The sequence below is a fragment of the Streptomyces sp. NPDC025793 genome (assembly GCF_055558375.1).
Genome location: NZ_JBVHMR010000012.1, coordinates 81,222 through 95,344, shown reverse-complemented (window position 1 = coordinate 95,344; position 14,123 = coordinate 81,222). Strand labels below are relative to the sequence as shown.

The 14,123-nt window shown below is 70.5% G+C and carries 15 protein-coding genes; 3 read left to right on the top strand and 12 right to left on the bottom strand.

Annotated features, from left to right (window positions below):
- Positions 1-66 precede the first annotated feature (66 nt).
- The 8 genes from rocD to ACZ4MF_RS23130 all read right to left on the bottom strand — a co-directional run bounded on the left by rocD (position 67) and on the right by ACZ4MF_RS23130 (position 7,336).
- On the bottom strand, positions 67-1,299 hold the full coding sequence (gene rocD / locus ACZ4MF_RS23165) for an ornithine--oxo-acid transaminase (RefSeq protein WP_376288398.1): 1,233 nt from the start codon (positions 1,297-1,299) through the stop codon (positions 67-69).
- On the bottom strand, positions 1,299-2,108 hold the full coding sequence (gene ddaH / locus ACZ4MF_RS23160) for a dimethylargininase (RefSeq protein WP_467493829.1): 810 nt from the start codon (positions 2,106-2,108) through the stop codon (positions 1,299-1,301). The genes rocD and ddaH overlap by 1 nt, the downstream gene beginning before the upstream one ends.
- Positions 2,109-2,260: 152 nt before the next feature.
- Positions 2,261-2,755, bottom strand: coding sequence for an Lrp/AsnC family transcriptional regulator (locus ACZ4MF_RS23155; RefSeq protein WP_356026958.1), 495 nt, complete (start codon positions 2,753-2,755; stop codon positions 2,261-2,263).
- Between the two features lie 37 nt (positions 2,756-2,792).
- Positions 2,793-2,960, bottom strand: a complete 168-nt coding sequence (locus ACZ4MF_RS23150; protein WP_107471099.1) for a hypothetical protein — start codon at positions 2,958-2,960, stop codon at positions 2,793-2,795.
- A gap of 72 nt (positions 2,961-3,032) precedes the next feature.
- Entirely contained in the window at positions 3,033-3,983 is a 951-nt protein-coding gene (locus ACZ4MF_RS23145) for a cytochrome c oxidase assembly protein (protein ID WP_356026953.1), read from the bottom strand.
- Between the two features lie 120 nt (positions 3,984-4,103).
- Complete coding sequence (locus ACZ4MF_RS23140) at positions 4,104-5,129, bottom strand: 6-phosphofructokinase (protein WP_467493828.1); 1,026 nt, start codon at positions 5,127-5,129, stop codon at positions 4,104-4,106.
- A gap of 202 nt (positions 5,130-5,331) precedes the next feature.
- Positions 5,332-6,060 carry a type 1 glutamine amidotransferase gene (locus ACZ4MF_RS23135; protein WP_467493827.1) on the bottom strand — a complete coding sequence of 243 codons (729 nt, stop codon included), beginning with the start codon at positions 6,058-6,060 and terminating at the stop codon, positions 5,332-5,334.
- A gap of 37 nt (positions 6,061-6,097) precedes the next feature.
- Positions 6,098-7,336, bottom strand: coding sequence for a DUF1727 domain-containing protein (locus ACZ4MF_RS23130; RefSeq protein WP_467493826.1), 1,239 nt, complete (start codon positions 7,334-7,336; stop codon positions 6,098-6,100).
- 150 nt (positions 7,337-7,486) lie between these two features.
- Here ACZ4MF_RS23130 and def point away from each other — a divergent pair, with 150 nt between their 5' ends.
- Positions 7,487-8,026: a peptide deformylase gene (gene def / locus ACZ4MF_RS23125; protein ID WP_467493824.1), complete on the top strand. Its 540-nt coding sequence runs from the start codon at positions 7,487-7,489 to the stop codon at positions 8,024-8,026.
- Between the two features lie 194 nt (positions 8,027-8,220).
- On the opposite strand, the gene ACZ4MF_RS23120 is transcribed toward def, so the two are convergent.
- Positions 8,221-8,865: a TetR/AcrR family transcriptional regulator gene (locus ACZ4MF_RS23120; RefSeq protein WP_467493823.1), complete on the bottom strand. Its 645-nt coding sequence runs from the start codon at positions 8,863-8,865 to the stop codon at positions 8,221-8,223.
- 170 nt (positions 8,866-9,035) lie between these two features.
- Here ACZ4MF_RS23120 and ACZ4MF_RS23115 point away from each other — a divergent pair, with 170 nt between their 5' ends.
- Positions 9,036-10,265, top strand: a complete 1,230-nt coding sequence (locus tag ACZ4MF_RS23115; protein WP_467493822.1) for an acyl-CoA dehydrogenase family protein — start codon at positions 9,036-9,038, stop codon at positions 10,263-10,265.
- Positions 10,266-10,463: 198 nt separating this feature from the next.
- Here ACZ4MF_RS23115 and ACZ4MF_RS23110 read toward each other — a convergent pair whose 3' ends face one another.
- From ACZ4MF_RS23110 to ACZ4MF_RS23100, 3 genes are read right to left on the bottom strand one after another with little or no spacing between them, the layout of a single operon-like run.
- Complete coding sequence (locus ACZ4MF_RS23110) at positions 10,464-10,985, bottom strand: cupin domain-containing protein (protein WP_356026642.1); 522 nt, start codon at positions 10,983-10,985, stop codon at positions 10,464-10,466.
- A gap of 7 nt (positions 10,986-10,992) precedes the next feature.
- Positions 10,993-12,207 (bottom strand): cytochrome P450, encoded by a 1,215-nt coding sequence (locus ACZ4MF_RS23105; RefSeq protein WP_467493821.1) that lies wholly within the window; start codon positions 12,205-12,207, stop codon positions 10,993-10,995.
- Positions 12,208-12,214: 7 nt separating this feature from the next.
- Complete coding sequence (locus ACZ4MF_RS23100) at positions 12,215-13,279, bottom strand: type III polyketide synthase (protein WP_071379863.1); 1,065 nt, start codon at positions 13,277-13,279, stop codon at positions 12,215-12,217.
- 185 nt (positions 13,280-13,464) lie between these two features.
- On the opposite strand from ACZ4MF_RS23100, the gene ACZ4MF_RS23095 reads away from it, so the two are divergent.
- The gene (locus tag ACZ4MF_RS23095; protein ID WP_467493820.1) at positions 13,465-14,121 is read left to right on the top strand and encodes a thiaminase II/PqqC family protein; all 657 of its coding nucleotides are present in this window, start codon (positions 13,465-13,467) and stop codon (positions 14,119-14,121) included.
- Positions 14,122-14,123: the final 2 nt, after the last annotated feature.

Below are 14,123 nucleotides of genomic sequence, written 5' to 3'. Positions count from 1 at the left end.
ACACGGCACGCGAACGAGCGGGGGCGGCCGCGAACGGCCGCCCCCCTCCACGACGTCACTCCTACGTCACGAAGCCAGGACCCGCTTCAGTGCCGCCAGCGCGGAGCGCAGCTCCTGCGCCGTGATGGTCAGTGGGGGCGCCAGCCGGATGGTGGAGCCGTGGGTGTCCTTCACCAGGATCCCTTCCCGCATCAGCCGTTCGCTGATCTCGCGGCCGGTGCCGATCGCCGGGTCGATGTCGACGCCCGCCCACAGCCCGCGCGCCCGGAAGCCGACCACGCCGTTGCCCGCCAGCTCGGCCAGTCCGTCCCGCAGGACCACGCCCAGCTCGGCGGCCCGACGCTGGAACTCGCCGGTCTTCAACAGGTCGATCACGGCCGTGCCGACCGCCGCCGCGAGCGGGTTGCCGCCGAACGTCGAGCCGTGCTCGCCCGGGTGCAGCACCCCCAGCACCTCGCGCCGGGCCACCACGGCCGACACCGGCACGATGCCGCCGCCGAGCGCCTTGCCGAGCAGCAGCATGTCCGGCACGACGTCCTCGTGCTCGACGGCGAAGGTGCGGCCGGTGCGGCCGAGGCCCGACTGGATCTCGTCCGCGATGAACAGACAGCCCTCGCGCCGGGTCAGTTCACGCACCCCGGCGAGATAGCCCGGGGAAGGGATGACGACCCCGGCCTCGCCCTGGATGGGCTCGATCAGCACCGCCGCCGTCGTCTCGTCGACGGCCTCCTCCAGCGCGGCCAGGTCGTCGTACGGCACGATCCGGAAGCCGGGCGTGAACGGGCCGAAGCCGCTGCGCGCCGTCTCGTCGGTGGAGAAGCTGACGATGGTCGTCGTACGGCCGTGGAAGTTCTCCGCCGCGACGACGATCGTCGCCTGCCCGTCCGGGACGCCCTTGACGTCGTAGGCCCACTTGCGGGCCACCTTGACGGCGCTCTCCACGGCCTCCGCGCCGGTGTTCATCGGCAGCACCATGTCGAGGCCGGTCAGCTCCGCGAGCCGCTCGGCGAACCCGGCGAGCCGGTCGTTGTGGAAGGCGCGGGAGGTCAGGGTGAGCTGGTCGAGCTGGCGGTGCGCGGCCTCGATCAGCGCCGGGTGGCGGTGGCCGAAGTTCAGGGCCGAGTAGCCGGCGAGCATGTCGAGATAGCGCCGTCCCTCGACGTCCTCGACCCAGGTGCCCTCGGCCCGGGCGACGACCACGGGCAGCGGGTGGTAGTTGTGCGCGACGACCGGCTCCTCCGCACGGATCAGGTCGGCGGCCGTACGCGTCGGCGCGGATACACGGGTGGGCGCGGTCATCAGCGGATCTCCTGGGTGCAGCACTTGATGCCACCGCCGGCCTTGTGGAACTCCGACAGGTCGACGGGGACGGGGACATAGCCGTGGCCGGCGAGGTTCTCGGCCAGGGCCTCGGCCTGGGGGGCGATGAAGACGTTGCGGCCGTCGGACACGGAGTTCAGGCCGAAGGCGAGGGCGTCGTCGCGGGTGGCCAGCACCGCGTCCGGGTACAGCCGCCGCAGCACCTCGCGGCTGCCCGCCGAGAACGCCTCGGGGTAGTAGCAGATGTTGTCGTCGTCGAGGACGAACAGCGCGGTGTCCAGGTGGTAGAAGTACGGGTCCACCAGGGTCAGGCCGATCACCGGGTGGCCGAGGAACTCCTGGGCCTCCCGGTGCGCCTCGCGGGTGGTGCGGAACCCGGTGCCGGCCAGCACGTACCGGCCCGTCCACACCAGGTCCCCCTCTCCCTCGGTCACGGCCTCCGGGCGGTAGACGTCGTAGCCGGCCGCCTTGAACCAGGTGTCGTAGTGCGAGGACTCGGGGCGCCGCTCGGGCGCGTGGAACAGGGAGCCGAAGACGCGGCCGCCGACCACGCACGCCGCGTTGGCGGCGAAGACCATGTCCGGCAGGCCGGGCACCGGCTCGACCGAGTCGACGGTGTGACCGAGGCTGCGGTAGGCGCGGATCAGCTCCTGCCACTGCTCCTGGGCGAGGTCCACGTCGACGGGCCGGTCGGGATGCATCCAGGGATTGATCGCGTACTGGACGGCGAAGTGTCTGGGTTCGCAGACGAGGAAGCGCCGGGAGCGCGGCACACGGCTTTCGGGCACAGAGGGTCTCCTCCGGTTCCTGTGTGTCACTGAGGGGTGTCACAACGGTAGAAACGGAGATCCACGGCCGACAAGTGCGAAGAGCTGCGCGCATACGCAGCATCGATGCGTTCTCACCGGTATTCACGCACGAGTGCTGCGCATAATCCTGGTCACTCCGGTCCGTCCGGAGCCGCCTGGGTGGCGCCCGCCTCCGGGCTCTCCGGGAGGAGGTGGGACAGCACCATCACGCTGATCGTCTTGCGGATGAACGGCTCGGTGCGGATCCGCTCCAGCACCTCCTCGAAGTGCTCCACGTCCCGCGCCCGGACATGCAGCAGCGCGTCCGCGGCGCCGGTCACCGTCATGGCCGCGGTGATCTCCGGGTAGGCCCGGACGACCTCCGCCAGCCGCCGGGGCGGCGCCGCGCCCTCGCAGTACACCTCGACGTACGCCTCGGTGCGCCAGCCCAGCGCGGACGGCTGCACGGTGGCCGTGAACCCGGTGATCACCCCGGTCTCCCGCAGCCGGTCCACGCGCCGTTTGACCGCGGTGGCCGACAGCCCCACGTCCGCGCCGATCTCGGCGAAGCTGGTGCGGGCGTTCGCCATCAGCGCGGTGATGATCTTGCGGTCGAGGTCGTCGAAGGAGGCGGTCCTGCTGTTCATGCGGGCACTGTAATCAGCCGCGCCGCACGGAGTCGGCCTAGGACTGCGTGACGACCATGGCGAGCGTCAGCAGGCCCAGCACGACCCAGCCGAACCACAGCCAGCCGTTGCTGCCGAGCGCGACCGTGTAGGCGGTCACGACGACGAGCCCGCCGACCGTCAGCGCCCCCATCGCCTTGGTGGAACCGTTCATGGAACCGGGCATCGCGACACCCTTCTCTTGGTCCGTCCTCGACCATGGTGCCTCGAAACCCGGTTCGACGGGACCGGACAGGCGCTAGCTCTTGCGGGTGTTCAGCGAGGCCAGGTAGGCGTTGTACGCCGCCAGTTCCTTGTCGCCGTCGCGGTCCGCGAGGCGGTCCATGCGCTTGGCCTGGCGCTGTTCCGAGCGGTACCACTGGAAGAGCAGCGCGATCAGCACCAGCACCGACGGGATCTCGCTGAACGCCCAGGCGATGCCGCCGGCCGCGTTTTGGTCGGAGAGCGCGTCGACGCCGAGCGAGGCGGCCGGGTGCTCGAAGGTGCTCACCATCGGCTGCGACGCCATCATCAACGCGATGCCGAAGAACGCGTGGAACGGCATCCCCGCGAACAGCTCCAGCATCCGCATCACGTAACCCGGCCGGTGCGGACCCGGGTCGACGCCCATGATCGGCCAGAAGAACACCATGCCCACGGCGAAGAAGTGCACCATCATCCCGATGTGCCCGGCCTTCGACCCCATCAGGGTGTCGAAGAGCGGGGTGAAGTACAGCACGTACAGGCTCGCGATGAACATCGGGATGGTGAACGCCGGGTGCGTCACGATCCGCATGTAGCGGCTGTGCAGCAGCATCAGCAGCAGCTCGCGCGGCCCCTTGCGACCCTTGCCGGCCACGGGCAGCGCGCGCAGCGCCAGCGTGACCGGGGCGCCGAGCAGGATCAGGATCGGCGACAGCATGCTGATGATCATGTGCTGCACCATGTGCACGCTGAACATGACCATGCCGTAGTCGTTCAGCTTGGTGCACATCACCAGCGCGACCGTCAGCACACCGACGACGTACGCCGCCGTACGGCCGGCGGACCACTGGTCCCCGCGCCGCCGCAGCCGTACGACACCCCAGCCGTACAGTCCGAGCCCGAGCAGGCAGGCGACGAGGAAGAACGGGTCCGCGGACCACTGAAGCCCCCGTCCCAGCGTGAACGGCGGCAGATCCATCATCATGCCGTGCCCGCTGTGGTCCATCCTGCGGCTCCTGATTCGTGGGGGTTGTGCGAGTTGTCCGCCCCAAGACTAGAACCGCCCCCGGTCACGGCTGGGACCGGGGGCGGCTTGTTCTCGGGTGAACTACGGAACGCGGCCGGGCTACAGGACGCACTCCGCCTCGTCGTACCGCGCCACGGGCACGGTCTTCAGCGTCTCCACGGCCTCCGCCAGCGACACCATCACGATGTCGGTCCCGCGCAGGGCCGTCATCCGGCCGAACTCGCCCCGGTGCACGGCCTCCACCGCGTGCCAGCCGAAGCGCGTGGCCAGCACCCGGTCGTACGCCGTCGGCGTGCCGCCGCGCTGGACGTGCCCGAGGATGACCGGCCGGGCCTCCTTGCCGAGCCGGTGCTCCAGCTCGACCGACAGCTGCCGGGCGATGCCGGCGAAGCGCTCGTGGCCGTAGATGTCCTTGCCGCCCTCGTCGAACTCCATCGAGCCGGCCCGGGGCTTGGCGCCCTCCGCCGCGACGACGATGGCGAACCGCTTGCCCGCCTCGAACCGCTCGCCGACCTTCCGCGTCAACTCGTCGATGTCGAAGGGGCGTTCCGGAACGACGACGGCGTGGGCGCCGGCCGCCATGCCGGAGTGCAGCGCGATCCAGCCGGTGTGCCGGCCCATGACCTCCACGATGAGCACGCGCTGGTGCGACTCGGCGGTGGTCTTCAGCCGGTCCAGCGCCTCGGTGGCCACGGTGACGGCCGTGTCGAAGCCGAAGGTGACGTCCGTGACGGCGATGTCGTTGTCGATCGTCTTGGGCACGCCCACGATCGGCAGTCCGCTGTCCGACAGCAGCCGGGCCGCCTTCAGCGTGCCCTCACCGCCGATCGGGATGATCGCGTCCAGGCCGAGCTCCTCGACATGGCCCTTCGCCCGCTCCACGCCGTCGCGCAGATGCTCGGGGCGGACCCGGGACGAGCCGAGGATGGTGCCGCCGAGGGCGAGGATGCCGCCCACGGCGTCGAGGTCGAGCTTCGTGTAGTCGCACTCCAGGAGGCCCTTCCAGCCGTCCCGGAAACCGATGACCTCGTCGCCGTGGTCGGCGACGGCACGGTGCACGACGGACCGGATGACGGCGTTCAGGCCGGGGCAGTCGCCGCCTGACGTGAGGACACCAATGCGCATAGCCCGAAATACCTTCTCAACGTGGGCCGGGAAACCGGACCACGTCGTCCGGCGGATTCCCGGCCAGCCTACCGGCGTGCGGGGGTCGCTCCGTAGCGGGCGTCCGCCTGCTGGACGCGCCCGCGCATATGAGCGGACGGACCGTCAGGCGGGCCCGTCACGGAGTCTGCCGGACCACGCTGAAAGCGTGCTGACGTGTGGCTTACGCCGGCTGCTGAGCGGCCTCGATGCGCTCGCCCCGGAGCGCCTCGTACCAGCGGTCGTCGATCGGCGGCAGTGCGTTGACGTCGAGCGCCAGCTTCAGCAGCAGGTCGGCGATCTGCGGGTTGCGGGCGAGGACCGGGCCGTGCATGTACGTCCCGAAGACGGTCCCGTTGTACGCGCCCTCCGTGCCGTCCCCGGTGCCGTTGCCCTTGCCGATCTGCACCCGGGCGAACGGGCGGGCGTTCGGGCCGACGTGGGTGACGCCCTGGTGGTTCTCGAAGCCGGTCAGCTGGGGCAGGCCGAGCTGCGGGTCGATGTCGGCGAGCACGTCGCCGACGCACCGCTCGCCCTCGCCGCGCACCGAGACCACGTCGAGCAGGCCGAGGCCGGGCTCGCGCTGGCCGAGGTCGTTGATGAACTCGTGTCCGAGGATCTGGTAGCCGGCGCAGACGGAGAACACGATCGCGCCGTTCTGCACCGCCCGCTGCAGATGACCGTCGCGGCGCAGCCGCTCGGCCGCGAGCCGCTGCGGACGGTCCTCGCCGCCGCCGATCAGGTAGATGTCCCCGGAGGTCGGGATCGGCTGGTCGCTGCGCACGTCGAGACGGGCCACGTCCAGGCCGCGCTGCCGGGCCCGGCGCTCCACGACGAGCGCGTTGCCCTGGTCGCCGTAGGTGCTCAGCAGGTCCGGGTAGATCCACACCAGCCGCAGTTGGTTGTCGCTCATGAGGTGATCGCCCTTCGCGGATCAGAGGATCGGAGGATCAGTTGCCGACGCGGCGGCGCAGGTCCTGGAACGCGGTGTAGTTCGCGATGACCTCGATCCGGCCGGGCGGGCACGCCTGCACGGCCTGGTCGAGGGTGTCGCAGACCTGGAAGTGCTGGTTCGCGACCTCCAGACGGACGGCGAGGTCCAGCTTCCGGTCGCCGATCACGAAGATCGGGTGGCCGGTGAGCCGGGTGTAGTCGACGTCCCAGAGCCAGGAGGTGTCGGTGCCGTCGGCGCCGCGGGCGTTCACGGAGAGGATCACCGGCGTGGGCGGCGGGTCGATCAGGGAGAACGTCTCCAGCCAGCCGGCCGGGTTCTTGGCCAGCAGCAGCCGCAGATCACGGTTCAGGAACTGGACGACGTCGTACCGCCCGGCCACGGCCTGTACCTGGTACATCCGCTCCAGGGCGACCTGCGGCGGCACCCCGAAGACGGCGGCCACGGCGGCGGAGCTGGCAGCGTTCGCCTTGTTGGCGCGGCCCGGCAGCTGGAGGTGGATCGGCCAGGCGGATCCGTGCGGGTCCAGCACATGGTCGCCGGAGAGCGCCCACGACGGCTGGGGCCGGCGGAAGCCGCACTCGTTGCAGTACCAGTCCTCGCCAGGGCGCTGCATCACGCCACCGCAGGACGGGCAGGACCAGGCGTCGTCCTTCCACATCTGCCCGGCGGCGACCCAGACCACGTTCGGCGAGGACGAGGCGGCCCACACCACCAGCGGGTCGTCGCAGTTGGCGACGATGACGGCCTTGGAGCCGGACAGACCCTCGCGCCAGTTCTCGGCGAGCATCCGGGTCTCGGCGGCACGGTCGAGCTGGTCGCGGGAGAGGTTGAGCAGTGCGATGCACTTCGGGCTGGTGTCCCGGGCCACACCGGCCAGGTACTTCTCGTCGACCTCGATGACGCCGAACTTGGCCTCCGAGCCGCCCGCGAGGGCGGAGGTGATGCCGGCCGGCATGTTGGCGCCGAGCGCGTTCGAGACGACCGGGCCCGCGGCGCGCAGCGCCTCGGCGATCAGCCGGGTCGTCGTGGTCTTGCCGTTGGTCGCCGACACCAGGACGACGTCCAGGTTCTGCGCGAGCCGGGCGAGCAGGTCGGGGTCGAGTTTCAGCGCGACCCGGCCACCGATCACCGACCCACTGCCGCGTCCTGCGGCTCGCGATGCCGCAGCGACCGCCTTTCCCGCGGTCACGGCCAGCTTGGCCCGCGGCGTGAGCGGGTCCGAGTTGCCTGCCATCAGTTCTCGATCCTCCTTGCGTACGCGCCGCGCCTGGGGCCATCCGGCAACGTGGTGTGGACCTCAGCCTATCGAGATCCGTTCGCACACCCGAATCCTGCCCATCCCTGCGCGACGGGCGTGGGTCGAACGAACCGTACCCTTGCGGCCATGCGACACGGTTCCATTGCGGGCGCCCACGGGCGAGTCAGGCCCCTCACCCTGCTCGGCGGCGCGGCGTTGCGCGAGCCCTGCCGGGACGTCACGGAGTTCGGCCCGGAACTGGCCGACCTCGTGGAGGACTTGTTCGCCACGATGTACGCGGCGCAGGGGGTGGGTCTGGCCGCGAATCAGATCGGGGTGTCTTTGCGGGTGTTCGTCTACGACTGTCCGGATGATGACGATGTGCGGCATATCGGACATGTGGTGAACCCCCGCCTGGTGGCGGCGGACGGCATCGTGTTCCGGGGCCCCGAGGGCTGCCTGTCCCTGCCGGGCCTGGAGGCGGGCACGGAGCGGTACGACCACGCCGTGGTCGAGGGCCGCACGGCGCAGGGCGAGCCGGTCACGATCCACGGCACGGGTTTCTTCGCCCGGTGCCTGCAGCACGAGTGCGACCACCTGGAGGGCCGGGTGTACGCGGACCGCGTCGAGGGCTGGCGCAGGCGAAGACTGCTGAGGCAGATCTCCCGGGCGTCCTGGAGCCGCTAGGGGTGTCGTTTGGATCATGCCGGCGTCGCGGGGTCGGGCCCGCGCTCCCCCAGAGGCGTTGTCGTCGATCGCCGACTCTCCCACGCTCGGCTTTCGCTCGCGCGGGAGGGGCCCACGACCCCGCTCGGGTCGGCCGGCAGGCGCCGCTCCGCACGGCCGGCCTGATCGAATCGACACCCCCTGGGTGGCACCGCCTAGAACCCGGGACCGCCGATCCGGTCCCCCGCCGCCGCGAGCCGGCCCCACAGCAGGTCGGCCAGCGAGCGGACCAACTCGGCGCGGGAACACGGTCGTTCCCCGAGCCACCAGTCCCCGGCCGCGTGCATCATCCCGACGATCCCGTGCCCCCACACCCGTGCGAGCTGCTGGCTCCCGGGGCCCAGATCGACCCGCTCCTCGATGACCTGTGCCAGCTCCTCGCCCATCCTGCGCAGCAGCGGCGCGCTGTGCTTGCCGACGTCGAAGCCCTGGTCGCCCCCGGTGCTGCCCTCGGCCGGGTGCATCAGGAACCGGTACACCTGGGGGCGTGCCTCGATCGCGGCGAGGTAGGTGTCCAGCGTGGACTCGACCCGCTCGCGCCGGTCCGCGGGGGCGTCCAGCGCCGCCCGCAGCGAGGCGAGCAGCGCGTCCGTGTGCCGCATGGCGAGCGCCGCGTAGAGCCCGCCCTTGTCGCCGAAGTGGCGGTACAGGATCGGCTTCGTGATGCCGGCCTCCGCCGCGATGGCGTTCATCGACGCCTGCGGGCCGTCGCGGAGCACCACCCGGTCCGCGGCCTCCAGCAGCTCGCGCCGTCTGCGGTCGGCGGACCGCTGCTGCTCGGTCCGCTGTGTGGTGTCCATGTGCTCTCCCCACCCGTGCTGATTCGGTGACGCCTGCGCAAACTAACACTGACTGTGCTCCTGACATCGAACGGGATGCCGAGGAGCCGTCGACGGTTGACTTTTCCTACCGGTCGGTAACAGACTCGGGTTACCGCAAGTAACATCGCACTGCCGCCGCTGGAGGGGACATGGCCGAGTTCACCATGGAGCTGAACGACGAACAGAAGGAAGTCCGGGACTGGCTCCATGGCTTCGCCGCCGACGTGATCCGCCCCGCGGCCGCCGAGTGGGACGAGCGCGAGGAGACTCCCTGGCCGGTGATCCAGGAGGCGGCGAAGGTCGGCATCTACTCCCTCGACTTCTACGCGCAGCAGTACTTCGACTCCACCGGGCTCGGTATCCCGATGGCGATGGAGGAGCTGTTCTGGGGCGACGCGGGCATCGCCCTCTCCATTGTGGGCACCGGCCTCGCCGCCGTGGGCGTTCTCGCCAACGGAACCGAGGAACAGATCGGCACCTGGATCCCGCAGATGTACGGTGACCAGAACGACGTCAAGGTGGCCGCGTTCTGCTCCTCCGAGCCCGACGCCGGCTCCGACGTGGCCTCCATGCGCACGCGTGCCGTGTACGACGAGGCGAAGGACGAGTGGGTGATCAACGGCACGAAGACCTGGGCGACCAACGGCGGCATCGCCAACGTCCACGTCGTCGTCGCCAGCGTCGACCCGGAGCTGGGCTCCAAGGGCCACGCCTCCTTCATCGTCCCGCCCGGCACGGAGGGCCTCTCCCAGGGCCAGAAGTTCAAGAAGCACGGCATCCGCGCCTCACACACCGCCGAGGTCGTCCTCGACGACGTCCGTGTCCCCGGCTCCTGTCTGCTGGGCGGCAAGGAGAAGCTCGACGAGCGCCTCGCCCGGGCCCGCGAGAAGGCGAAGGCGGGCGGCGGGGAGCGCGTCAAGAACGCGGCGATGGCGACGTTCGAGGCGTCCCGGCCCGCCGTGGGAGCCATGGCGGTCGGCACGGCCCGTGCCGCGTACGAGGTCGCCCTCGACTACGCCAAGACCCGCGAGCAGTTCGGGCGGCCGATCATCGACAACCAGGGCGTCGCCTTCCAACTGGCGGACATGCGGACGCAGATCGACGCCGCCCGGCTGCTGGTGTGGCGGGCGTCGTGGATGGCGGTCAACGGCAAGCCGTTCACCGCCGCCGAGGGATCCATGTCGAAGCTGTTCGCCAGCGAGACGGCCAAGAAGGTCACGGCCCAGGCGATCCAGATCCTCGGCGGCAACGGCTACACCAGGGAGTACCCCGTCGAGCGCATGCACAGGGACTCCGCCATCTACACCATCTTCGAGGGGACGAGCGAGATCCAGCGACTGGTGATCTCCCGCACCCTCGCGGGCATGCCCATCCGCTAGGGAGTGCCGGTTGGATCAGGCCGGCCGTGAGGGACAGTGCGGTCCGGCCGACCCGAGCGGGGTCGTGGGGGCCCCTCCCGCGCGAGCGAAGTCGAGCATGGGGGATTCGGCGACCGACGACAACGCGGCTGGGGGTGCCCCCTCTGGGGGAGTGCGTGCCAGGGCCCGCGACGCCGGGCTGATCCAAACGACACCCCCCTAACGGTGCCGGAGCGGCGTCAGCTGTTCGATGTCGTACTTGGCCCGCAGTGCCTCGATCGCCTCCTGGTCCGGCGGCCCGCCGTTGCCCAGGATCTCCAGCAGCTCCTCGAAGTAGCGCTCGTGATCCGGCGGGGGACTCGCCTGGAAGAACATCTTCGCCGGGGTGTCCGTCGGGTTCGCGAACGCGTGCGGGCACCCCGGTGGCACGACGATCACCGTGCCCGGGGTCGCCCGTACCACCCGGCTGCCCGAACTCGACTCCCACTTCTTCCAGTTGTCGGGGGTGCGGATGCGGGGCTCGAAGGCGAGGACGTCGAGTTCGCCCTCCAGGACGTAGAACAGCTCCTCGCTGCGGGTGTGCACATGCGCCCCCACGTCGAAGCCCGGCGGGACCTCCACCTCGAAGGTGGAGGCCATCCGCGAATGCGTGCCGGTGACCTTGAACGTCACACGCTGGGCCGGTGTCTCGACGACACGGCCGTGGCCCGGCGGTACGTACAGTCCCTCAGCCCAGGTCATCCGGCCCTCACCAGGTCACCGGAACGGCCTCGGGACCCCGGATCAGTGCGCCCTTCTTGAAGGGCACCTGGTGCGGCGGTACGGCGAGGCGCAGGCCGGGCACCCGGTCCAGCAGGGTGTCCACCAGCAGTTCCTCCTCCAGCCGGGCCAGCTGGCCGCCCGGGCAGTAGTGCGGGCCGAAGCCGAAGGAGACATGCGGGTTGGGGCTGCGTGAGAAGTCGATGGTCTCCGGGTCGGGGAAGACGTCCGGGTCGCGGTTCGCGGCCAGGTAGGAGACGTACACCGGGTCGCCCGCGCGGATCCGCACGCCCCGGATCTCCACGTCCACCATGGCGATGCGGGACAGGCCGACCGCGTTGCGGTGCGGGATGTAGCGCAGGAGCTCGTCGATCGCCCGCGGGCGGATCTCCGGGCGTTCGCGCAGCAGGTTCACCAGGTCGGGGCGGGTCAGCAGCAGGTAGAACATCTGCCCGCTGTTGTTGGTGACCGCCTCGCCGCCGATCTGGAGCAGCACGGCGAGCCCGACGGCCTCGCCCAGCGTCACCTCGCGCCGGCCCACCGCGGCGCCGAGCAGCGAGGTGACGTCCTCGGCCGTGCTGTTCTCGCGCAGCCCGATCAGGTCGGAGAAGTACGCGGCCATCTCCCGCTTGGCCTTCTCGCTGACCTCCTTGCCGTGCGAGGAGGACAGGATGAGCTGCGTCCAGGTGTGCATGACGTGCCGGTCGGCGGCCGGGACGCCCATCATCTCGCAGATCACCCCGATCGGGAACGGGCTGAGGATCCTGGCCGTCAGATCCGCGGGCGGGCCGTCCTGGAGGAGTTCGTCGACCAGCTCGTCCAGCATGGTCTGCGCCTGCTCCCGGACCCGTTCCACGCCCTTCGCGGTGAACGCGGCCGCCACCGAGCGGCGCAGCCGGGTGTGGTCGGGCGGGTCGAGGAAGCCGACCGCGCCCGGGTCCGGGATGAAGTGCGGGGCGAGCCGGGTGACCGGCTGGTCCATGACCGCCTCGCGGCTGAAGCGGGCGTCGTTGGTCACCATGCGCACGTCGTCGTACCGGGTGACCAGCCAGGCCCAGCCCTCGCCGTTGGGCAGTTGGATGCGGGTGACCGGCCCCTCGCGCATCAGCTCTCTGAGCACCGGGTCGAAGTCCGTCCCGGTCAGATCGAGCGCCGGCCAGTGCCGGATCGGGGGCAGGGTCTCGGTGAGCGTTTCTTCCGTCATGCCGTACTCATGCCGTTTCTCGGTCGGAGCCGCGCCAGCGGCCCAGCGCCATTTCCGCGGTGATGCCGGGCCCGAACCCGGCCAGCAGCCCGCGCGCCCGGTGCTCGGTGCCGCCCTCGTCGAACATCCGGCGCAGCGCGTCCAGCACGACGGCGGAGGCGATGTTGCCGTACTCGGTGAGCGTGGACCGGCTGAACCGGAACGCGTGCGGGTCGACCTGGAGGAACTTGCTCAGGTCGTCGAGGATGCGCGGCCCCCCGGCGTGGACGATGTAGAAGTCCAGGTCGGAAGCGTCCCAGCCGTGCAGGCCCGCGAGGTCCTGGAGCGCCGGGGCGAGCGGCTCCATGGTGGCCGGCACCCGCTTGTCGAGCAGGAAGTGGAATCCGGTCGCGCGGACGTCGTACATGATCCACTCTTCGGTCTTCGGGATCAGGTACGAGCCGTTGCGCTCCAGCTCGATGCCGGTACCACCCCTGCCGCGCACCACGGCGGCGGCTATGCCGTCACCGAACAGGCCGTTGGAGAGCAGCGAGCCGACGCCGAGGTCGGTGGGCTGGTAGCACAGCGAGCAGAACTCGCACGCCACGATCAGGGCGTTGGCCTTGGGGTAGGCCGAGCAGAAGTCGTGGGCCCGGTTGATCGCCGCACCACCGGCCGCGCAGCCCAGCTGGGCTATGGGGAGCTGCCGCGTCGTGGGGTCGAAGTCCATCTCGTTGATCAGCCACGCCGTGAGCGAGGGCATCATGAAGCCCGTGCACGAGACGTAGATGATCACGTCTATGTCCGTGGTGAGGAGTTCCGCGTCGTCGAGCGCCCGCTGGATCACCGCGGGGACCCTGGCCTTGGCCTCGGCCTCGTAGAGCTTGTTGCGCTCCTCGAAGCCGGGGTGCTTCAGGGTCTCCTCGATGGGCTGCACGATGTGCCGGGTCTTGACGCCCGTGTTCTCGATCAGCCGCAGGGCGAGCGGGAGTTGTGGGTGGTCCGCGTGACGGGAGCGCGCCAGCTCCAGCGTCTCCTCCATCGTGATCACGTGTTCCGGAACCGACACTGCCGGTCTGCACAAAGTCGCCATGAACCGCGCCTGCTTTCAGCCTTCCGGAAGGCCTTCGCCCGCCGGTCAGAAGGTGGTTCACCTCAGGAGGTGGTCCATCCACGATCACCCGTGGGGGCGGCGATCTCGCGCCGGACTACTCCAGACCGGGGACACCGTGTCAGGGTCTGAGACGAAGCCGCACGTCGCGCGAGGGAGGAAACACCATGACGGACCCGGCCGCAGAGCTGCTCCGGACGACCACCCGGGCACTGGCCCCGGACCCGGCGGCCAACCGCTTCGTCCCGCTCGTGGAGCGCGGCACGGCGCCCCCCGAGGCACTGGCCCGCCTCGCCCTGGAACAGCGGTGGGTGATCCCGGCCGACCGCCGCGCCTTCCAGCACCTGGCGAAGCGCGCGGACCCGGCGGCCGCGGCCTACTTCACCACCCTCGCGACGGGCGAGGAACTGGCCGCGGGGCATCTGACGGCCCTCGCCCGGGCCTGCGGCGTGACGGAGGAGCGTGCACGCGCGTACGTCCCGCTGCCGGGCTGCCAGGCCTACCCCGCCTACGTCTCCTGGCTCGCCCTCAACGCGTCCCCCACGGACACGGTCCTGGCCCTGACGGCCAACTTCTCGGCCTGGGGCGGCTACTGCGCCCGCATCGCCGACGGTCTGCGCACGCGCTACGGCTTCACGGACGACGCCTGCGCCTTCTTCGACTTCTTCGCGGCACCGGCGCCGGACCTGGACGAACAGGCGAGGGCCGCGGTGCAGGCGGGCCTGGACGAGGGCACGTTGAGCACGGCCGACGCGAACACGTACGGAACGCTGCTGCAAACGTACGAGAGCATGTTCTGGGAATCGCTCGGGCAATCTGCCTGAGC